The sequence below is a fragment of the Spirosoma oryzicola genome, from assembly GCF_021233055.1.
In the GTDB taxonomy this organism is placed as follows: domain Bacteria; phylum Bacteroidota; class Bacteroidia; order Cytophagales; family Spirosomataceae; genus Spirosoma; species Spirosoma oryzicola.
On record NZ_CP089539.1, the window covers coordinates 269267 to 289915 of the forward strand.

The window sequence follows — 20649 nt, forward strand, 5'->3', positions numbered from 1 at the left end:
AGAAATCAATGGTTCCAAAATAGTCTCTACAAAGCGTTAGCTATCAAAGGTAAGCACTCTATATTTTTAAGTATATATACTCATTTATTAAAGCAGGGATAATGGTTGATAGATTCACTGTCTTTATAATGAATAATGGCGATACAAGTGCAAGGCCGAGTTGTACCTTGAAAAGGCAGCTTCGCTATACCAATTCTAGCGCTGACAGATTCCTATTTGCCTTTGAGCGAAACGCGAAAACACTGTCGTGGGACAGTGTTTTCGCGTTTCGCATGATACCTTATTCATCGGGTTAAGGCTTGACTGAAATGAAAAAAGCTGATTTGCAAACAGGTTCTTACCCGTTGAAGAACCATGTTTGGTCAGGTAATCTACCACTAATCAAGAACGATTACCGATTTTCCGATGCCTTTACCCCGACGGGCTTCTTGGTAGGCTTCCCGGACGTTGTTTATGGAGTACGACTTGTCCAGCACGATTTGCAAGCCATCTTCGGCTAAATAGGTTAATGCGTTGAGCCCCTCAACAGTCGATTTTAAGATTAGAACCTTACTTTTCCGCCTGGAGAAAAGATTGTTAATAAATGAATAAGCAAGTGTCAAAGGTGACGGAAGTGTGCTGACATAGACGGCGCTTGGTTTCATCAGGCTTTTTGCCTCGGTAAAGGAAAGCTTGGTAGATAAGTCAATAACCGCGTCGAAGCGTTGACTGAGTACGTTGATCGATTGCTTCGTATAGTCAATTACCGTGTCAGCCCCCCATTTTGCGGCCTCGTCCACCCCTTTCGTACTAACAACTGCTGTTACGCTGGCACCGCGTTTTTTGGCAATCTGCACGGCGAAAACGCCAATACCACCGGTAGCCCCGTTAATTAATACGTCCTGGTTAGGACCGACTGCTGCCAGCTGATCGATGATCTGGAGGGCTGACAGCCCGGTTACGGGTAAGGCGGCTGCTTGCTCAAAGGAAATATTGGCTGGTTTTAGGGCAACATCGGATTCTTTGACAACCACGTAATCGGCCAGGGCTCCACCTTTGAACGCGTCCAGTAAGCCAATGACCGCGTTACCTGGGGTAAAGCGAGTGGTGGCACTACCCGTTTGTTCGACAATACCTGAGAAATCGATGCCTACCGATTTTGGAAAGCCAGATCCCGACATCAGTTTCATTTCTCCACCATATACTTTCCAATCCAGCGGGTTAATCGAAACCGCTTTTACCCGGATCAATAATTGATCTTTCTGAATACTAGGTATCGCCTGGTCAACCAGCTCTAGCACGCTTTCGTCGCCGAACTGTTTATAAATTACTTTTTTCATGCTGTTTTATTAGTTGAGGTTTACATGAAGCGCGATTAACCGAAAAGCTCTTGCCTAGCGGTGAGCCAGATGAATCAAATCCATTCATCCAGTGCTGGCTAGTCAGTGCGTCTTGCTCACTGCAAAATTGAATCATCTGACGAGCTGTAAATAGCGCAAAAGGTCGAAAAAACAGTCGAATACGGCGGAGCGGAGTAAACAGGTCAATTACTTAACAGATACGCTTTTATCGGTACTGTTCAGCCGTTCGGTCAGGATAATCTTGTTTGTCGGACCGGACTGATTTATGGTCGGATCGGCGTATTTTCCAAATCGAAGACTACCGAGCTTTGTGGCGTATTTAAACCAACCATCATGGAAAATCACAAAAAACAACCCATCACGGTGGGTCCCAAAACGGGAAAAAACGTTTCTGTCGGCGGTAGCAACTATCGTATTCTGGCCAGCGGGAAAGACACCGAAGGAGCTTTCGCTACAATCGATATGCTGATCCCTCCCGGCGGTGGACCCGGACCACACGCCCACGCGGATTTTGACGAAACGTTTTATGTGATCGAAGGTGAAGTCGAAGTAAGATCCGAGTTTGGGACTTATGTAGCGGCTAAAGGATCGTACATTACCATACCCAAAGGGGGCGTGGTGCACGCTTTCAAGAACAAGAGCGAGCAGACGGCTCATTTGCTTTGCACCGTGGTACCTGCCGGGTTGGAATCGTTGTTCGAGGAAATCGGTCAACCTGTTGCCGTCGGTCAGTTCCTTCCTCCGGCGCGGCTGGATGAAGCCACTATGAAGAAACTACAAGCCATTGCCGAAAAGCACGGTCAGCAACTATTTCCACCCAATTACCTAGGGTAAATAACGCCTTATGAATACGAGTAGCGTTTGGGGTTTAGGCCATAATGTTTTTCAAATATCCGGCTGAAGTGGCTAAGATTGGAAAAGCCCAGTTCATAGCCCACTTCGCCAACGGAATGCTTGCCTTGCTTCAACAGGAAGGCAGCTTCTTCCATGCGGGCCTGCTGGTAATGGTTGTAGATCGTGGTACCAAACGTTTGTTTGAACAGCTGTTTTAGTTTGGTTTCACTCATCGCAGCACGTTGCGCCAGTTCACGGATTACCGGCGGCACGCTTAGGTCGCCGATGATTTCGTTACGGACCAACAGGAGTCTTTCCGCGTCGGCGCTGTTGATCGGTTGATGGGCCGCATTTTCCCGTAAAGACAGTTTATGGAAGACCAGATAAAGCAGTTCCTGCACTTTGATCCGCATGTAAAAGTGGCTCAAGCGATCATTCATGTCCACAGCAGCCACATTTTTAAGTAGCTGTTTGATCTCCGCTTCCATGCGTTCGAAGAACAAAAAAGAGTTACCACTCTCAGTAATAGTCTGAAGCACCGAATTAGGCTCGCTGACGGCTAACAATTCCGTCAAACGGGGCGGCTTTATGGCAACAACTACGTAGTGAATCGTTTGATGAGCGGGAAAACGGATGGTTGAGTTGAGATCGTTGGACGTAACCTGGATAGCTGACTCATCGCGCTGCGAGAACAGAACTTGGGGAGCATCGTTGTAAGCAATCTCTAGGGCTTGCTCGTTGCTATAAAAAAAGACGGTAACCAGGTCGTTTCCCTGGCCGGATGTGTTGCGATTGATAATCAGGTCTTCCTTAAGCAGATAACGGTGTATAGTGATCTTGAAGTCTGGTCCGAATGCGAGCTTGCGTATGTATCCCTGTCCCAAATGATCCGGTATCACCAGCAGATCATTCTGTACTGTCGCCTGTATGTAACGGGCGAAGTATGTCATAAAATCAAAATCGGGTGTAGCGGAAAAACTGAATATCATGACAGTAGCGCTCCTGTTCCTAACGCTTAACAATAGTACATAATCAGGACTGATAATTCCACAGTTAGCTTTTGAAAATAGTGTACCGTTGTTCCATTCATCGAACTGCCAATGGGTGATTGGTACCAAGCTAACATTCGACTGCCTAGAGCATTGGATTCGTCAAATATATATCGAGAAGACTGTTCAGCTATCTATTGTCCATGCTCTGACACTGGCTTGTCTATACCCAAAATACGGCCTGACAGAGTCACTACCCATCTCCTGATCTCGACTTGATCCAAGAAAACAGGCCATTTTGCCCTCATTTGGGAAAAATGTTATGGTTTTTGTACGATTTGTTATCGTCCACGGGCTTAGTACCGGCCTACTTTTGTCCACCATCTCTAGTGAGTCGCTTACCCACATCAGGCGATTGCATACAGTCAAATTTTACCAACTACCTTCTTCAGCAGGATCACTAACCCCCTGCGTCAACACGTATGAAAACAAGATTTACGATCAAACCCCAGCGACTGGTGGCCCACTGGCGATTGGGGCTGGCGCTACTGCTAGGCGGCAGTATAGCCACGGACGTTCAGGCCCAGAATTCTGGTTCAGTGACAACCACTCAAAGCTTTTCCTACACCGGCCAGATCGAGACATGGACGGTACCTACTGGCGTGACATCACTCACCATTGAAGCACGAGGAGCCCAGGGAAGCAATGCAAGTCAGTCCCGCTTCCAAGCAGGCCTGGGAGCAGTCATAGCTAGTACAATTAGCGTTACACCGGGCCAGAAATTAAAAATATTGGTCGGCCAGCAACGGAACCCCAGTGATGTTAATAGCAATGGTGGGGGTGGAGGTACTTTTGTAACCGATCTGAACAACGCACCGTTGGTTATCGCCGGTGGCGGGGGTGGCAGTGGCAATGCCGATGCTACGCAAAAACACGGTCAAGCCGGTACATCAGCCGGGAATGGCGGTGGGAACTCTGCAGGAACCGGGGGTAACAGTGGGAATGGCGGTATCACACCACCTCCCAACGGCTATCTTTCATACAGTGGCGGTGGCTTGTTGACGGCGGGCAGTGGCGGTTATTTTCCGGAAATCAGCAACGGTAGAGCCTTTGTTGATGGTGGAGCCGGTGGACAGGGTAACGGTTCAGTAGGATACACCTCGCCAGGGGGCTTCGGAGGTGGAGGCTGCGGGGGAGGTAACGTTTCTGGAGGAGGTGGGGGCGGCTACTCCGGCGGTGGTTGCGGGGGGGCTAACTTCCGGGGTGAGCCATCTGGTGGTGTTGGTGGTGGGGGCGGTTCGTTCACCGCTGGCCCCCGTCTTTTTGCACGCACTGGTGCGATTGATGGTAATCCGGGTAATGGTCTTGTTATCATCACCTATACACTTTGTTCACCCTTCACGGCTAACCTGACCAACGACGGACCTCTAACCTGCGTAAAAAATAGCGTCAACCTGCTTACTACCGGCGGTCCGGCAGGTGCTACGTATCTGTATAGTCCAGAGGCTACGGCTAACGCCAACAACCCAGCTATCGCTTCGGTAAGCCAGTCGGGTCCCTACAGCGTCACCGTAACCGCCCCTGACGGCTGCTCAGTGATAGCGACGACCACTGTATCGAGTAACACGACTGCGCCTTCGGTGAGTATCAATCCACCGACGCAGACTGTTTGTCAGAGCGCTAATCTGACGGCCGAAGGTGCCAATACCTATCAATGGAGTACCGGCGATACTACAGCTACCATCTCTGCTACGGCCAGCGGTAGCTACTCAGTAACAGGCACCACCAGTAACGGCTGTAGCGATACGGCTAGCGCTCGAGTAACAATTAACCAGCCTGTCACCATCACCAGCCAATTCCAATCCCTGACAACCGTCTGCGGCACCAATACCAGCGGCCAGTTTAGCGTCTCGGCTACGGGTACGGGACCACTTACTCTCCAATTTTTTCGGGACGACGAGCTACTGGATCAACTAACAAATTATTCTGGTAGTACTGTCAGCTATACTCAGCAGCTAACTCGAAGCGCCAACTATCAGTTTGTCATCATTAGTGCCTGCAACAGCGTGACAACGACCCTGGCCCCCATTACAGTCAATCCTTTGCCTCCCGTTCCCAGCCTGGTAACTCAGTCTGGACAACCCTACCCAGCGGGCGTGAGCAGCTTGACGGTCAGCCAGAATACCGGCGATGTAGTGTTGGTGGTATTGGGTTGTCAAGACGGTACTATCAACTGGAACGGGGGCAGCAACAGTACGTTGGCAGTCTCAACGGCTAACCTGGGAACGCAGAGTTTTACGGCTACATGTACCAGTAACAGCACAGGCTGCACCAGCCCGGTAGCAACGGCCACAGTCACCGTCGTAGCGCCCACGCTCAAAGTGCTTACCCGTGACCCGGACAATGGTCAGTTGAACAATAACACTATTAAGCCGTACTTACTGCTACAAAACGAGGGCACCACGCCGATTCCTTATAGCACGATTACCCTGCGTTACTGGCTGACTACGGAGAATACTATTCCTCTGGTCTTTCAGAAAAACTACGTAGCAATTGGTCAAAACAATCTCAACCTGCGCTATGTGCCCATTAGTCCCACCCGTCAGGGAGCTACGGGCTACATCGAGTACAGCTTTAGCGGAGGAGCGGGCAGTCTGGCACCAAACGGCGATTCAGGTCCGCTAGAGATTCAAGTGAACAAACAGGACTACAGCAGTTTCTTCCAGGGAGACGATTATTCGTATAGCAACACTAGCAGCTTTACGCTCAACCCGCGCATTACGGCTTACCAGAATGGAGTGATCTTCTATGGCCAGGAGCCAAGTGGCACAGGTAATGCCCGCGTACTTAGGGAGGAATCGGGCAGCGGACTATCGGTGAAGGTGCTGGGTAATCCCGTAGTGGGGCAAGCCGTCGAGGTGGAAGTTAGCGGGGTGAGCGGGCAAGCCGTCCAACTGAAGCTAACGGATTTGCAAGGTAAGACGCTTCGCCGGCAGAGCATTGATGAAGCGGGCACCATAGAGCGGGTTAGTCTACCTTTAGACAATACACACGGCATGATCCTGCTGGAAGTGAGCACCGCTACGCAACGTCAGAACATCAAACTAGTGCGACCTTAAAAGGTATTGTAAAGCTTAATAAAAGTCCCAATCAAACAGTCTTCTTTTGAAAAAAGAAGACTGTTTGATTGGGGCACAAACTATCGACCAGTAAGAACAGGCATAGTAGTAGCTTCATTCATTTCCCTAGACTACCGAGCGATTCTTAGACTACTTATAAGACTTAGATGGGAAAGAGGAATAGCCTGGAGAGCTCGTCATTTTTCTATAGATGTCTCCTCGAAGCATTGTCACATCCGTAGATTCAAGCCAGTCTGTGCTTTTACCGGTTAACAGCCTTGTGTTTTCAGTACCAGCACCGCAAAAGTTGATTACTCGGTGAAACACGGGGTCTATTTCTCTTAAACCATTAACAAAATCAATCGATGAAAGCATCAAGGCGTAATTTCTTACAATCGCTGGGCGTGAGCGTAGCCAGTGTGGGTATATCCCAGTCAACTAAAGCGTCGGATCTGACTCCCCCAAAAGTGGTTAAGCCAGCGGGCGATGACCAAGTTTTATTTGTAGGCGATAACATTGCCATTGCCAATACGCAGTACGGCAAGGTCAGAGGCTTTATACTCCGGGGCATTCATCAATTTTTGGGAATACCCTACGGAGCTGATACGTCGGGTAAAAACCGGTTTATGCCTCCTCAAAAACCTACGCCGTGGACAGATATTCGCCCGGCCCTTTGGTGGGGCAACTCCGCTCCCCAGATCATGGAAAAGCGGTACGCTAATCCGTACGCATCCTTTGTCGACCACTGGAACTACGATGATGTGTCGGAGGATTGCCTCAAACTGAACGTGTGGACACCGGCCCTCGATTCACAAAAACGGCCGGTGATCGTCTGGCTGCACGGGGGTGGCTTCGTCAACGGAAATGGCATTGAACAGGATGGGTATCACGGCGAAAATCTGTCCCGGCTGGGTAATGTTGTTTTCTGTAGCCTGAATCACCGCCTGGGCGCGCTGGGCTACAGTGACTTGAAAGCCGCCGGGGGAGCTGCGGAGTCCGGTAACGTTGGTAATCTGGACATGGTCGCTGCGCTCGAATGGGTCAAAGCTAACATTACTAATTTTGGCGGAGATCCGAATAATGTCACCATCATTGGTCAGTCAGGAGGAGGAGCGAAAGTAACTACCCTGATGAACATGCCGTCCGCCAAAGGATTGTTTCACAAAGCGGTGGCACTGAGTGGCAGCTCTTTAGCCGGTGTCAACAAAGAATACGCCGAGAAATTGGGACTCAAGGTGATGGAAGAAGCGGGTCTGAAGCCCGGTGAGATTGGTAAACTGCAACAGATTCCCTGGCGCGAATACATTGACATTGCCAATCGGGCAGTAGAAAAAATGGCTGACGAAGCGAAACGGCTCAATATTCAGAGAGGTGGTTATTCGCCGGTAGCGGATGGCGTTAATCTGGAAGATAAACCATTTTTCAGCGATCCGAACCATTTTTCGGCTACCATTCCACTAATGATCTGTAGCACCTTTCATGAGCAGAACCCTGACCGGACCGATGCTTCCTTAGAAAGCATTTCACTGGCGGAGGTGAAAGAAAAAATCAGGCCCCGATTTGGCGATAAATCAAGCGAAATTGTTGACGCTTACGCCAAAAATTTTCCGAAAGCTCGTCCAATCGAGATCTGGGCGCTGATTGTTTCTAACCGGAAAAATGCCGTTGCAGCCGCCGATGCAAAGGCATCCCAACAAAAAGCGCCGGTTTATGTAGCCTGGTTTGGCTGGCAGCCTCCACTCTTCGACGGGCGTATGCGGGCTTTCCACTGCGATGATATTTGCTTCTGGTTTTACAATACAGACTTGATGCTGACGCATACGGGTGGAGGTAAACGTCCCCGAGCGTTGTCCGAAAAGATGGCCGGTTCGTTCATCAATTTCGTTAAAACCGGTAACCCAAACGGAGGTGGTTTACCGACCTGGAAGCCGTATACCCGTCAAAGCGGAGAAACCATGATTTTGGATGATTCGCCTGCACTGGTCAACGACCCCGACCGCGAAGCCCGAAAAACGTTAGCTTAATCAGTAAGAACGTTGTCATTTGGTTGTCGTGTATCCGAGCTTATCAAACCCGGACACGCGACAACCGAATGACAACGATTGATGCAATGAGGAATGCTGTAGCGATGGCAATTGTATACCAAGATAGTACCGAGTGCGGTTTGACTAACCGAGATTAGCGTTCGACCGTATCCTCACAATGTACACCACAAAAGTGCCAGTGACTTTAGGGTAAGGTTACGGGGTATGATTTCACCGAACATACTCCTCCTCATTCATGGATATTCATTTTTCACTCGATTTTACCACACCGTTTGGCATTGGCGATCAGGTATTTGTGCTGCATCCTCCTAAAGATATCCCTTGTCATGGCGGCCCCGCCTGGAAACCCTACCAGAAAGGAAACATCATCAAAATAAAACTCATTTTTGACCTGAATACGACAAATGTGTTAGCCATTAGTCAACCCGGTGACGAACAGATTCTGCATGTAGACCGGGTAGTATACACGATTATCTGCCCGCCGTTGGACCATCATCACTCAGCCTTTAGTGTGGAATGTCCAACCGATCCGACCAGCAAACCTAGATTGTTTGCGAACGAGGAAGAACTACAGGCTTATCTACAACCCGAAAGTGCGTAAGCGTACAGACAAGCGTAACGGAAAACCAATTCACTAACCGCCAAAGGCGTCGACGAATCGACGTGAATACAAAGCAGTGGCGATAGGGTGTTTGCGCACAGCCATTAGCCAACCCGATGATGCTTATGCCGGACGCGGCTTAACGTTTCCCGCGACACCCCCAGGTAAGAAGCTACCATGTGCAGGGGTACGCGCCGGAATACGTCGGGGAATGCGTTGACGAAAGCATCGTATTTTTCTTCGGCGGTGTAACTAATGTTGATAAAAATTCGCTGAAGACTCTCGTTCATGCTTTGCTCCCTCAGCCGATCAGACAACAATTTGAACGTCGGTATCTCATCGAACAGTTCGTCCATAGCTTCCCTCGTCCATAGCAGTACACTCGACTCTTCCATAGCCTCGATACGGTAATTCGACGGGGTCTGATCCACGTAACTTTCGTGGTCAATCGACCATCCGTTTTCAATCGTAAACCGCATGGTCGATTCGATACCATCCGCTCTGACCCGGTAGGTTCGCAGCAACCCACCAAGCACAAATATTTTGTGGCGGCACACGTCGCCTTCTCGCAGCAGCAGTTGTCGCCTACGCAGGTTTAACGGTATAGAACAAGCGTGTATTTGTTGAAGCTCATCGTCGGTGAACGGAGCTTTCGAGCGTAAATAATGATCAAATTGGTTTATCATTCATCAAAACCCGTTTACCCATTAACGCATAACAACGTTGTAAGGTGCTTTTTAGCGGCCACAAACGCTAAGCTGCGGTCAATCCCTGACAAAATTGTGTCAAATGACCTCGTTTTCGCCACCTCGTTTCTGCCAATTTTGCCAGCGAATAGATTGAACAGCTAAAAATAGCCAGTAACCATCAACCCAACCAATTATGCGCGTTTTTCTTACAGGAGCCTCTGGTTTTATCGGTTCCGCCATTGTACAGGAATTAATTCAGGCCGGTCATCAGGTAGTCGGTCTTGTCCGCTCGGATGCGTCAGCCAAATCGCTTACCGAAGCGGGGGGCGAGCCGTTTATAGGTAGTCTCGACGATCTTGATGGTCTTGCGCGGGGCGCTTCAGCCGCCGATGCCGTTATTCATACCGCCTTCGTGCACGATTTTTCCAATTATGCAGCCTCGGCTCAAACTGATAAGCGGGCTATCGAAACGTTCGGTACGGCACTCGCGGGCTCCAATCGTCCCCTAATCGTTACAGCTGGGATACTAGTCTTACAATCGAGCCACGGCGATCTGATCACCGAGGACGATCTGGCAACTCCGGAACCCCGCGCATCGGAAACAGCAACGATGGCTTTTACGGATTCTGGGGTACGAACGTCAGTTATACGCCTACCACCTTCGGTACATGACAAAGGAGATCACGGTTTCGTCCCCGCGCTGATTGATATCGCCCGTCAAAAAGGCGTATCGGCTTACGTTGGTAATGGCAATAACCGCTGGCCAGCCGTACACCGGCTCGATGCGGCAAAGCTGTACAGGCTGGCATTGGAGAAAGGAACGGCGGGTAGCCGCTACAATGTGATTGCCGATCAGGGTATACCGTTTCGCGAAATTGCCGAAACAATCGGTAGGCACCTGAACCTGCCAGTCGTCAGTAAATCGCCCGAAGAAGCACCCGATCATTTTGCCTGGCTCGCGCGCTTTGTTGCCTTCGATAGCCCAGCTTCAAGCGCAAAAACCAGGGAGCAGCTAGCCTGGCAGCCTACGCAACCGGGTCTGATCGAAGATCTTAACATGGGGCACTACTTCGAACGCTGATTTAAGACCCACGCCCGGATGCGTACGGTCAACTATACGTTCCGGGCGTTTATTAAATTCATTATCTGAACAATGCAATCAACACTAGCCATTCATGGTACATACGGCTTGCCAATGCGTAATTTATCGCCTGACAGATCGGCTTCGTACAGATGAGGAACCCGAACCGTGCGACCGTTTACGCTTTTGTGGCTATGCATGGACATCAACAATTTGCCATCGAATGTGGTAAACAACATACCATGTCCGTAGTTTGGCGGGGTGATCGGTTCAGCTTCCTGTATCCAGGGACCGTCGAGCGTGCCATTTTTCGAGTAGACAACGCCCTGTGTATACACGTCATAAATCCAGCTTGTCCACAACATTCCTAACCGCCCGGTTTTTGTTTTGAACAGAAACGGTCCGTCCGTCACTTTATTTGGGCGGTCGTGTCCATTCTCATCTTTCTCACGGCTCCAGGGAGCATCGCTGGCCCGGAAGAGCAACGTCCCCTCGCCGACGCTTCCGCTTAAATCTGGCTTTAACTGAATCTTTTCAATCGTTCCGTTTAGATTCTGTAGCCATTCGTAGCAATAAACCATGTAAGGCTTACCATCTTTATCGACCCAAAATGTTCCGTCCAGCGTGGGCTTGTCGGCGGGTAGGTATGTAGCGTCGTGCATGGGTACATAGGGTCCATCGGGTCGGTCGCTGACCAGCACATGACTTGCCCGTCGCTCAATAGGTCGGCCTTGAACCGTGTCGATCATAACGGCTCGGTTGGTAAACGTGGCGAAGTAATAGTAGCGATTCTTGACGTGGTGAATCTCAGCGGCCCAGATCATTGGTTTTGGTCCCATCCACGAGCTTGGATCGGTCTGTGTAACCGAATAGGGGCCCTCCCACGTTCGTAGATTAGCACTTTTCCAAAGCATACCACCTGTCCCCGTCATGTAATAGCTGTTGGTACTGCGGTCGGCCAGAATAAACGGATCGCTCAACCGAATCGAGTCCAATGGCACATCTTTTCGAACAACAGGAATTCTATTTTCCTGCGCTTTTGCCTTCACAGTGAATAGTAGCCCGGCTATTAGTAGTAATTTGACGATATTCATGGCATGCGAAATTTTCCAAGCATATGTTTTGCAATGGCAAAAGCACAGCGCAGTCTCTTCTACTTGTCACGCTAGACGAATGAACAGGGTGGACTGATTAAATAAGCGCAGATGAAGCTAATTTTAAGCGGACTAAGTGCTTGATAGGTTTCCAATCCCAACGGGCTAATCAATGATTGATCACGAGACAACCCGCCTTTCCCGGCTGGTAGCATTGCTAACGTTACTTCAAACAAAACGACTATTGACCGCTACCGAACTGGCGCATCGATTTTCGGTTAGTACCCGTACCATTTATCGAGACATCCGAACCCTTGAACAGGCCGGAATCCCGGTGGTGACCCAGGAGGGTAAAGGATACGCCATGCTGGATGGCTACCGGTTGCCACCCGTTATGTTCACGCGCGAGGAAGCTATCGCCCTCCTTACCGCCGAAAAACTAGCCGCCCGACTCACCGACGCGCAAACGGCTCAGCTTAGTGGCGCAGCTATGGACAAGTTACGCGCTGCACTGCGACGCGCAGACCGCGACCACCTGGAGACACTTGGCCCTCATATTCAGGTTTTGGGTCCGGCCAGTCAACCCGACCCGCCTAATGCTTATCAGCAACTGGTGACGGCTGTGGCGTTGCAGCGGGTAGTCCATCTGAGCTACTGTGCCGCTGCCACCGAGTTACCAACCACGCGCCAAATCGAACCGATCGGGCTTTACTTAAGCCAGCAGTGGCACGTGGTTGCTTATTGTCGCCTTCGGCAGGCATTTCGCGATTTTCGGCTCGACCGTATCCAGCACCTGACCCTTAGCGAGGAAGTGTTTACTTCACGTCCGGAAACATTGCAACAATATTGGGCCAGTCAGGACGACGAACGGTCAAAGCACAACGTTATCATTCGCTTTCAGTTCGCTAATACGCGCCCCGCTATGGCGCAGCATTTTCAGAATACCAAACATCAGTACGGCTGGGCACACCAGCAAGCTTTACCCGACGGTAGCCTGGAGGTGACATTTTTTATCGGCTCGCTGACCTACTTGGCTACCTGGCTACTTCCTTACGCCGGTGCCATTACGATCCTCCAACCCCCTGCCTTGCGGGAGCGTCTGCGTGACCTGGCCCAGCACGCACACGATTTTTTTTGCGCGCCCGATGGACCTATGACATAAGGCTGTCAGTGCGGGTGATGAACTTTGTAATGTCGAGTGACACTCTTTTTTATCATCCCAAACTTCAAACGATGTTTAACGTATTATCTGACATCAATTGGCTAAGCGTCCTGGTAGCCTTCATTGCTTATTTCTTGCTTGGCCCTCTGTGGTATCTATTTCTTTTCCCGAAACAATACCGGATTTCTTTGGGTAAAGCGCCTGATGCTCAGCTGAGTCAAGATCCTATTTACATTGTGGGCCCAGCGGCATGTACACTCGCTATTACCCTTACCAGCACTGTACTGCTCTATGCGCTGAATAGTACAACGTACAATGACGCGGTATCATTTACCGTACTTGTTGGAGTCGGCTACCTGGTTGCCAATACAATCAACATTGCCATCAACCCAAACATACCCCGACCGTTCCTGTACGGAGTTATTACGGGCAGTTATCACCTCATTGGTACGTTGCTTGTCAGCGTAATCTTAATTGCCATGAAATAAAACGCTACCGGTCAACTGAGTGCACGATGCAAGCTCAGTTGACCAAAGTGTATTCCAGAAGACGTTTTAGTTAAAAACTATGCAACCGAATATTGCCCGAAATCGGTTGACGAACTTACCTACCTTGAGATGAGCCAGACAATGAAAATCGAAGCAAAAGAAATTAGCACGTTTTGCCCGACCAACCGGCAGCAGTGGCGAGACTGGTTGCAGGAACATCATGCTACCGAACAATCCGTCTGGCTTATTTATCACAAAAAGAAATCCGCAATTTCAGGTATCTCTTACAGCGACGCCGTTGATGAAGCTCTTTGTTTTGGGTGGATCGATAGCCGGGCCAAGCCAATCGACGAACACACATACATGCAGTTTTTTGGCCGCAGAAAGCCGAAAAGCGTGTGGTCGAAAATTAACAAAGAAAAGATTCAGCAACTGACGGACAGTGGACGGATGACCCAGGCGGGTTTGAATGCCATTGACGTTGCTAAACAGAATGGGTCCTGGACAATCCTGGACGAAGTCGAGGCTCTGGCAATTCCCTCGGACTTGGAAGAGGCTTTTCAACAGACCCCCGATGCAGGAAGCTATTTTCTCGGTTTAAGCAGGTCAGACAAACGAGCTATTCTACAATGGCTTGTCTTGGCTAAACAGTCCCAAACCCGACAAAAGCGTATTGTTGAGCTTATCGAACTGGCCGCCCAGAGACAGAAACCTCCATTCATCAGATAATGAAAAGTTATCAGTCCTGGCAGCTTTCTTTACATGCCCAATCGGGTCAACGGTAGTCAACCATTAACCCGATTGTATCCACACTTACTCAAGTTCTAGTTGTTGTTCGCCGGAGCAAAGCAGACCATTATATATCGCACGCGAGTAGTTATATTTATAATCTTGTATTATTATTGGAAAAATTTATCCTACAGCATTCGCGTGAAGAAAGCGATATCAATCGGTTTGTCCGGATTGTTACTATACCACACGTTGGCGTATGTGCTGGTGTGTATAGGCACATGGTGGCAGGCCGAACATGATCTTTCGCAGCGGCTGTCGGTTTACCGTTCTGTCGATAGCTTAGTGGAGTTTCAGATTCCGCTGAAAGACAAACCCGACGCTAGTGCCATTACGCGCACTACATCGGATGGATTCTCGTATCGAGGGCAGTATTATTCGGTAATCAGCATGAGCATCCACGGAGACACGCTGCACATTACCAGTCTTCAAACAGACAGTAATTCGTTTTGGCAGATTGATTTGCTTTCGTTCATGCAGGAGCACGTAACGGGGGAAACCGACTCGCCCAGTAAAGCGAACACGCTACTGAAATTTTTACTGAAAGAGTACTCCCCGGCCCCCAGGCTTGCTTTTTACTTTTGTCCGCCCAACTGGCGCAATGACATCCGGATCCCTGAAAAACCAGTTCTGTTGCGTCAGCTAGCGCTTCAGGTTTCGTCCCCCCCTCCAGAAGTCTAAGCGGAATGTTCGGTTCGTTTTGTGCGCTACGATTGCTTTCTGGCTTCTGAGCGTACCTGCATAACCAACTCGTGACCCACGGTTGCTTTGAACCGGTTCTAACATTCCTGTAAACCCCTAAAACGTACGTTCGAGCAGAGCGATTCGTGGATCGTTCTGACTTGTTTCTATGCGCTAAAGTAGCGTGTAGAAGCGGTGTGTAATTCCATTAACTAACGACGACACGTTGACCAGACCCGTTACTAGACGTAGCAGGCTGCACCGACATTCCCATACTTCCTTAGTATGCCTCATATTCCTTTACCGGAACATTTGCCGGGTATTACGGGCTTGCTCGAATACCGGCTCGATACGGCCATGCCGATTCGGGAACTAACCCAACTTCTTTTGCGGGGCGAATCGACCTTGACGCAGGGCGAACGCGAATTGATTGCCACAGTGGTATCCGCCCGTAACTGTACAAACTTTTGCAACGCAGCTCATACAAAAGCCGCCGACATCCTGCTGGGTGATAATACGATTGCGGCTGCGGTGAAAGCAGATATCGAAACTGCGCCTGTAAGTGAAAAGATGAAAGCACTGTTACAGATTGCCGCCCTGACGCAACAATCTGGCCGGGCCGTTACGCCGGAAGCCATTGCCCGTGCCCACGCTTCGGGTGCCACCGACCGCGAAATTCACGATACGGTACTGATTGCCGCTCTGTTTTGTCTTTACAACAAATACGTCGATGGTATGGCAACCATAGCGCCCACTGACCCAGCTTATTATGACACGCTAGGCGACCGCATTGTACATCGGGGCTACAACCGTCCACCGGGAGGTCATCCAGCTCCTCAACGTAATCATAACAACTCCTAATCCACCCATCACAGCTCAACTTACTTGTCCTATCCGGCATACACAGCGTGTCTGGAGGCTAGCGAGTTGCGTTAATCTTACAAGGTATTTTAACTCATGAATAACAAGAAGCACGCCTTGCTTTTCGCTTGGTTCTGGCTCGTTAGTGCCGTAACACTCGCTCAATCGGTAAACGTAACAGGCTCGGTCATAGATCCTACGACACGCGAACCACTGGTTGGGGCAACCATCATCGCCAAAGGGCAAGCAACCGGGACGGTTACGGACAATCAGGGTAAATTCAGCATTTCGGTAAATCGGAAGGGGCCGCTTACACTACGCGTCTCGATGGTGGGTTATGACTCCCAAACGGTTTCAATCACGGACAACGCCCAACCGTTGACGGTTCTGCTAAATCCGGCCACGAGTCAACTAAACGAAGTGGTGGTCGGTGCGTCCCGCGTGGAAGAACGCCTAGTCAGGGCTCCCGTGACGATTGAGAAAATGGATGCCCGCAGCATTCGCGAAACACCATCCGCTACGTTCTACGAAGGAATCAATAACCTCAAAGGCGTCGAAATGGTGACGAGCGGTCTGACCTATCGACAAATTAACACGAGGGGTTTTGCCAGCACAGGGAACAGTCGTTTTCTGCAACTCATCGATGGCGTAGACAACCAGCCCGCCGGGTTTGGGTTTTCGGTGGGCAACATGTTTGGGCTGAGCGACTTAGATGCCGAAAGCGTGGAGCTTGTCCCCGGTGCGGCTTCGGCCCTCTATGGTCCCGCAGCGTTCAACGGCGCGTTGCTAATGACGAGCAAAGATCCGTTTATTCATCAGGGTCTTAGTGTTCAGGCCAAAGTCGGTGTCAATCATTTAAATGACCCTAACCGGAACGCCGGACCGACATTCCCCGCCGTTTACAACGACCACGCCATTCGGTACGCCAAAGCGTTCAATAACAAACTGGCTTTCAAACTAAATGCGTCCTACATGTGGGGCCTTGACTGGTTTGCTACCGATTATACAGATGTAAACCAATCGACACCCTCCGAGCTACGGGGGTCTCAAAATCCAGCCCGGAACGCGCTCAATATTTACGGCGATGAAGTGGTTCGGACGCTGCCGGGCGCGGGGCAAGTGTCACGAACGGGGTATCTGGAAAAAGACCTGACCGATTATAATGTGTATAGTCTGAAACTGAACGGAGCGCTCCATTACCGAATCACACCGAAACTGGAAGCCATCTACGCGTTCAATTTCGCCAAAGGAACCGCCAATTATACGGGCTCTAACCGCTTCTCGGTCAACGGCTTCTCGCTCACCCAGCACCGGCTGGAACTACGTGGAAAACAGTTTTTCGTACGTTGGTACACCAATGCCGAGGACTCGCATGACTCGTACAATACGCGGTCGCTGGGGCAACAGATTAACCGGACGTGGGTACGCGACCTGAACGGCAACGTTGTAACACCCGATAAAGCCGATGATACGTGGTTCAGCCGGTATGCCGCAGCCTACGGTGGCACCGTTCCTAACGTAAGTGGAAATGACCAGACAGCCGCCCGGAGCTTCGCCGATCAGGGTAGACTACTGCCGGGTACGTCCGAGTTTGATGCGCAGAAAGAGCGCCTGACAGCAATTCAGGGGTTAGCTGGTGCGGGGATCTTAAGTCAGACCAGCATGTGGCACGCCGAGGGACAATACAATCTGACGTCGGCCTTCAAGAACGCAGCGGAGGTTTTGGTTGGCGGTAATTTTCGGCAGTATAGCTTATTCACCAACGGTACCCTTTTCGATGATAAAGGCGGGCGGATTCTGTACCACGAATACGGCGCGTTTGCGCAGGTCAGTAAAGCCTTCCTGGCCGACAAACTAAAACTGACGGTATCGGGCCGGTATGATAAGAATCAGAACTTCGCTGGTTATTTTACGCCCCGTGCTTCGGCGGTATTTTCGGCCACCGACCGGCACCACTTCCGGGCGAGTTACCAGACGGGCTTCCGCAACCCCACCCCTTCCGATCAATTCATCAAACTCAATGTGGGACCGATCACGATTTTGGGCGGTGCGCCCAGCAACAGCGCGGGTATGAACGTGTACGAAAATTCGTATACAGCGGCCAGCGTCAATCAGTTTGGGGCGGGCTTCGGAGCCGATGTGGGCCGGGTAGGACCGCAACAGGCGTTGCTAAACAACAAAGACAAGTTGCAGAAGGCGAACGTACCGTACATTGCCCCCGAACGTGTCAACAGTTTCGAAGTTGGGTATCGCGCTCTGCTCAGCAACAACCTGTCGGTCGACGCCAACTATTACTACGGCATTTACACCAATTTCATTCTCAACACAGTCGTACTGCGTCCCGATAGTCCGGTACTCGGCCAGGATGGCAAGCCCAATGCTGCAGCCGCGCAGAATATTCTGAACGGCAACGTTCAGGCGTTCCAGCTTTACACCAATGCGCCAGACAAAGTATCGTCCCAGGGTGCAACGCTTGGTTTGACGTATCGAACACCGGGTGGCTACCAGATCGGTGCCAATGGTACATGGTCGGCGTTTAATATTCGGAATGCAGACCCCAACAACGTGGCGGCTTTCAACACACCCCGCTTCAAAACCAACGTAACACTCGGCCACCGCAACATTGCGCCGAATCTGGGTTTCAACGTCGCATGGCACTGGCAGGAAAGCTTCGAATGGGTGAGTTCGTTCAACGCACTTATTCCCGGCACCGTTCCAGCTTACCACTTGCTTGACGCGCAGGTAAATTACCGAATGCCAACGCTGAAAACCGTCGTGAAGCTCGGCGCTACCAACTTGACAAATCAATACGTGGTGCAAGCGTATGGCTCTCCAGCAGTCGGTGGACTTTATTACATATCACTCGTTTTTGATCAGGGGTTACGCTAAAAAATATGGAAGCAATCATTACAAAACCCGAAACAACCCAAGCGAACTGGCTCGCCTTTGGCTTATGCGCCCTATCGTATTTGTTGGGCGGAACAGCCTCTACGCTGATGGCAACTTTTCTGCCCATTGCCATACCCGAATTATTAGGTCAGTCAGTTTCAGAAGCGCAGCTGGGCGACATTGGGGCGTATATCAGCGCGGCTTTTTTGTACGGCTGGATGGCCGGAGGACTACTGTTCGGATTCGTCGGCGACCGGATAGGGCGGACTCGGGCAGTTGCGCTTGTTACGTTTCTTTACGGTGCAGCCATGCTGTTCACGGTTTTTGCCCCGAACTGGCCCCTGCTGTTGCTCTGCCGATTTCTGACGGGAGCGGGCGTCGGTGGGGTCTTACTACTCACTACCGTTTATTTGTCGGAAATCTGGCCCGAAAAAAGTCGGCCCGTGGCGCTTGGCATTCTAGCGGTTATGTTTCCAGTAGGTATTGTGGCTACGGGTGGCCTCAACGCGGGTCTGGTACCGTGGCGACAGGCTTTCTGGCTGGGATTGATTCCCGTACTGGTTTCTCTTCTGATGCTTGTCCGCTTGCCCGAATCCGATAACTGGGCGCAACTACGCCTGCAATCGCAGACGGAAAAAGGCTGGACACCGACTGACCGAACCAATCTACTGACGGGCGTACTGATTTTTGGCACAGTATTGATTGGGCTTTGGGGCACGTTTTCCTGGATACCGACCTGGGTTCAATCGCTATTGCCAGCCGGTCAGACTGGTGCCCGTGAGCGGGGTCTGACCATGATGTTGCTGGGTATGGGTGGTATCGTCGGGGGTATGCTATCCGGTGTGCTGATTGGTCGGCTTGGTTCACGAACGACGCTCTTGCTCACTTTCGCCGGCTGTGCGGGCGGCTGTGCACTGTTGTTTTTAACCAACCGTCAGTTTTCCCCCATCATTTATGCCGAAACAGCCTTTTTGGCCTTATTTTTTGGCATTAGTCAGGGCGCTTTGTCGAGCATTATTCCAGCCTTGTTCCCTGTACGAATTCGGGCGACGGCGGCAGGAATCAGTTTCAACATCGGTCGTTTTTTCACGGCAACGGCGGTGTTTTTTGTCGGAACAATGGTAGCGGCATTAGGCGGCTTCGGTAATGCACTGGTTATTTTCTCAATCGCTTTTCTATTTGCTGGGATCGCTGTATTCTTTCGGTATAACCCGTTGTTTAGTTTGACAGGATTGACAAGATTTTCTGAGCAGAATATTGACAATGAACCTGTTTAACCTTTTGTTTTTCTAGGATTTTGTCATCTCGATTCGCACTAGGTTTTAAAAGGTTTAAAAAGCTTCGACATAAATCATGTCAATCCTGTGAATCCTGTCAAAGAAAAATAACTCAACCCTTTTTCATTATAAACGATAACTCACCAATGCCTCATATTCAACTCAACAACGATGCGCCGGGTATTCGAAGCTTGGTTTTGTTCCGTCCCGACACGGGTAAGCCGCTCTACGAACTGGCCCAGGCGCTGCTTCGTGCCGGTTCGCCGGACAGCACGCTTTCCGACGCCGAACGCGAACTAATTGCCGCTTATGTGTCGAACCTGAATCGTACCGATTTTTGCATGAACAGCCACGCAGCCGCTTCACGCTACCTCTTCGGCGAGCAGGCGACTGTTGTCGATCAAACGCTGCAAAATCCGGAAACGGCCCCTATTTCCGCCAAGTTACGCGCTCTGCTGACTATCGCCGAGCGCGTAACCGCCGACGCCCGAACCGTGTCGGATGAGGTGGTAGCGGCAGCCCGGGCGGAAGGCGCCACCGACGGTGACATTCACGATACGGTGCTGATTGCGGCTTCGTTTTCGATGTACAACCGCTACGTTGACGGACTGGCCACACTTACCCCCGAAGACCCGGCGGCCTACACCGCGATGGGCGAACGCATGGGTACGCTGGGTTATGCTTTACCCAAATCGAACTAAACCATAACA

Annotated in this window: 17 protein-coding genes; 13 read left to right on the top strand and 4 right to left on the bottom strand. The window is 50.6% G+C overall.

What is annotated here, in order from left to right:
• Positions 1-377: 377 nt before the first annotated feature.
• On the bottom strand, positions 378-1319 hold the full coding sequence (locus LQ777_RS25180) for an NAD(P)-dependent alcohol dehydrogenase (protein WP_232562988.1): 942 nt from the start codon (positions 1317-1319) through the stop codon (positions 378-380).
• A 354-nt stretch (positions 1320-1673) separates the two neighbouring features.
• Between LQ777_RS25180 and LQ777_RS25185 the strand changes: the two genes are divergently transcribed.
• Positions 1674-2174: a cupin domain-containing protein gene (locus LQ777_RS25185; RefSeq protein ID WP_232562989.1), complete on the top strand. Its 501-nt coding sequence runs from the start codon at positions 1674-1676 to the stop codon at positions 2172-2174.
• Positions 2175-2182: 8 nt separating this feature from the next.
• Here LQ777_RS25185 and LQ777_RS25190 read toward each other — a convergent pair whose 3' ends face one another.
• Positions 2183-3124 (bottom strand): helix-turn-helix transcriptional regulator, encoded by a 942-nt coding sequence (locus LQ777_RS25190; protein WP_232562990.1) that lies wholly within the window; start codon positions 3122-3124, stop codon positions 2183-2185.
• Between the two features lie 521 nt (positions 3125-3645).
• Here LQ777_RS25190 and LQ777_RS30600 point away from each other — a divergent pair.
• From LQ777_RS30600 to LQ777_RS25205, 3 genes are all read left to right on the top strand, one after another.
• Entirely contained in the window at positions 3646-6282 is a 2637-nt protein-coding gene (locus LQ777_RS30600) for a cellulose binding domain-containing protein (protein WP_280059688.1), read from the top strand.
• A 365-nt stretch (positions 6283-6647) separates the two neighbouring features.
• Positions 6648-8306, top strand: a complete 1659-nt coding sequence (locus LQ777_RS25200) for a carboxylesterase/lipase family protein (RefSeq protein WP_232562991.1) — start codon at positions 6648-6650, stop codon at positions 8304-8306.
• A gap of 256 nt (positions 8307-8562) precedes the next feature.
• Positions 8563-8928, top strand: coding sequence for a hypothetical protein (locus LQ777_RS25205; protein ID WP_232562992.1), 366 nt, complete (start codon positions 8563-8565; stop codon positions 8926-8928).
• Between the two features lie 104 nt (positions 8929-9032).
• On the opposite strand, the gene LQ777_RS25210 is transcribed toward LQ777_RS25205, so the two are convergent.
• The gene (locus LQ777_RS25210; protein WP_232562993.1) at positions 9033-9614 is read right to left on the bottom strand and encodes a Crp/Fnr family transcriptional regulator; all 582 of its coding nucleotides are present in this window, start codon (positions 9612-9614) and stop codon (positions 9033-9035) included.
• A 196-nt stretch (positions 9615-9810) separates the two neighbouring features.
• On the opposite strand from LQ777_RS25210, the gene LQ777_RS25215 reads away from it, so the two are divergent.
• Positions 9811-10698 (top strand): SDR family oxidoreductase, encoded by an 888-nt coding sequence (locus LQ777_RS25215; protein WP_232562994.1) that lies wholly within the window; start codon positions 9811-9813, stop codon positions 10696-10698.
• A 92-nt stretch (positions 10699-10790) separates the two neighbouring features.
• On the opposite strand, the gene LQ777_RS25220 is transcribed toward LQ777_RS25215, so the two are convergent.
• Positions 10791-11792 carry a glycoside hydrolase family 43 protein gene (locus LQ777_RS25220; protein WP_232562995.1) on the bottom strand — a complete coding sequence of 334 codons (1002 nt, stop codon included), beginning with the start codon at positions 11790-11792 and terminating at the stop codon, positions 10791-10793.
• A 172-nt stretch (positions 11793-11964) separates the two neighbouring features.
• On the opposite strand from LQ777_RS25220, the gene LQ777_RS25225 reads away from it, so the two are divergent.
• The 8 genes from LQ777_RS25225 to LQ777_RS25260 all read left to right on the top strand — a co-directional run bounded on the left by LQ777_RS25225 (position 11965) and on the right by LQ777_RS25260 (position 20640).
• Positions 11965-12954 carry a helix-turn-helix transcriptional regulator gene (locus LQ777_RS25225; protein ID WP_232562996.1) on the top strand — a complete coding sequence of 330 codons (990 nt, stop codon included), beginning with the start codon at positions 11965-11967 and terminating at the stop codon, positions 12952-12954.
• A gap of 71 nt (positions 12955-13025) precedes the next feature.
• Positions 13026-13442, top strand: coding sequence for a DUF1761 domain-containing protein (locus LQ777_RS25230; protein WP_232562997.1), 417 nt, complete (start codon positions 13026-13028; stop codon positions 13440-13442).
• Positions 13443-13571: 129 nt separating this feature from the next.
• The gene (locus LQ777_RS25235) at positions 13572-14171 is read left to right on the top strand and encodes a YdeI/OmpD-associated family protein (RefSeq protein WP_232562998.1); all 600 of its coding nucleotides are present in this window, start codon (positions 13572-13574) and stop codon (positions 14169-14171) included.
• A gap of 201 nt (positions 14172-14372) precedes the next feature.
• Positions 14373-14912: a hypothetical protein gene (locus LQ777_RS25240; RefSeq protein ID WP_232562999.1), complete on the top strand. Its 540-nt coding sequence runs from the start codon at positions 14373-14375 to the stop codon at positions 14910-14912.
• Positions 14913-15197: 285 nt separating this feature from the next.
• Positions 15198-15773: a carboxymuconolactone decarboxylase family protein gene (locus tag LQ777_RS25245; protein WP_232563000.1), complete on the top strand. Its 576-nt coding sequence runs from the start codon at positions 15198-15200 to the stop codon at positions 15771-15773.
• A 96-nt stretch (positions 15774-15869) separates the two neighbouring features.
• Positions 15870-18662 (top strand): TonB-dependent receptor, encoded by a 2793-nt coding sequence (locus tag LQ777_RS25250; RefSeq protein ID WP_232563001.1) that lies wholly within the window; start codon positions 15870-15872, stop codon positions 18660-18662.
• Positions 18663-18667: 5 nt separating this feature from the next.
• On the top strand, positions 18668-19939 hold the full coding sequence (locus tag LQ777_RS25255; RefSeq protein ID WP_232563002.1) for an MFS transporter: 1272 nt from the start codon (positions 18668-18670) through the stop codon (positions 19937-19939).
• 146 nt (positions 19940-20085) lie between these two features.
• The gene (locus tag LQ777_RS25260; RefSeq protein ID WP_232563003.1) at positions 20086-20640 is read left to right on the top strand and encodes a carboxymuconolactone decarboxylase family protein; all 555 of its coding nucleotides are present in this window, start codon (positions 20086-20088) and stop codon (positions 20638-20640) included.
• Positions 20641-20649 lie beyond the last annotated feature (9 nt).

What these genes read in the sequence shown, in the direction of transcription:
- LQ777_RS25185 (WP_232562989.1), top strand. Translation starts at nt 1,674, where the DNA reads ATGGAAAATCACAAAAAACAACCCATCACGGTGGGTCCCAAAACGGGA.
- LQ777_RS25250 (WP_232563001.1), top strand. Translation starts at nt 15,870, where the DNA reads ATGAATAACAAGAAGCACGCCTTGCTTTTCGCTTGGTTCTGGCTCGTT.
- LQ777_RS30600 (WP_280059688.1), top strand. Translation starts at nt 3,646, where the DNA reads ATGAAAACAAGATTTACGATCAAACCCCAGCGACTGGTGGCCCACTGG.
- LQ777_RS25245 (WP_232563000.1), top strand. Translation starts at nt 15,198, where the DNA reads ATGCCTCATATTCCTTTACCGGAACATTTGCCGGGTATTACGGGCTTG.
- LQ777_RS25235 (WP_232562998.1), top strand. Translation starts at nt 13,572, where the DNA reads ATGAGCCAGACAATGAAAATCGAAGCAAAAGAAATTAGCACGTTTTGC.
- LQ777_RS25260 (WP_232563003.1), top strand. Translation starts at nt 20,086, where the DNA reads ATGCCTCATATTCAACTCAACAACGATGCGCCGGGTATTCGAAGCTTG.
- LQ777_RS25215 (WP_232562994.1), top strand. Translation starts at nt 9,811, where the DNA reads ATGCGCGTTTTTCTTACAGGAGCCTCTGGTTTTATCGGTTCCGCCATT.
- LQ777_RS25255 (WP_232563002.1), top strand. Translation starts at nt 18,668, where the DNA reads ATGGAAGCAATCATTACAAAACCCGAAACAACCCAAGCGAACTGGCTC.
- LQ777_RS25180 (WP_232562988.1), bottom strand. Translation starts at nt 1,319, where the DNA reads ATGAAAAAAGTAATTTATAAACAGTTCGGCGACGAAAGCGTGCTAGAG.
- LQ777_RS25225 (WP_232562996.1), top strand. Translation starts at nt 11,965, where the DNA reads ATGATTGATCACGAGACAACCCGCCTTTCCCGGCTGGTAGCATTGCTA.
- LQ777_RS25220 (WP_232562995.1), bottom strand. Translation starts at nt 11,792, where the DNA reads ATGAATATCGTCAAATTACTACTAATAGCCGGGCTACTATTCACTGTG.
- LQ777_RS25200 (WP_232562991.1), top strand. Translation starts at nt 6,648, where the DNA reads ATGAAAGCATCAAGGCGTAATTTCTTACAATCGCTGGGCGTGAGCGTA.
- LQ777_RS25205 (WP_232562992.1), top strand. Translation starts at nt 8,563, where the DNA reads ATGGATATTCATTTTTCACTCGATTTTACCACACCGTTTGGCATTGGC.
- LQ777_RS25210 (WP_232562993.1), bottom strand. Translation starts at nt 9,614, where the DNA reads ATGATAAACCAATTTGATCATTATTTACGCTCGAAAGCTCCGTTCACC.
- LQ777_RS25190 (WP_232562990.1), bottom strand. Translation starts at nt 3,124, where the DNA reads ATGACATACTTCGCCCGTTACATACAGGCGACAGTACAGAATGATCTG.
- LQ777_RS25230 (WP_232562997.1), top strand. Translation starts at nt 13,026, where the DNA reads ATGTTTAACGTATTATCTGACATCAATTGGCTAAGCGTCCTGGTAGCC.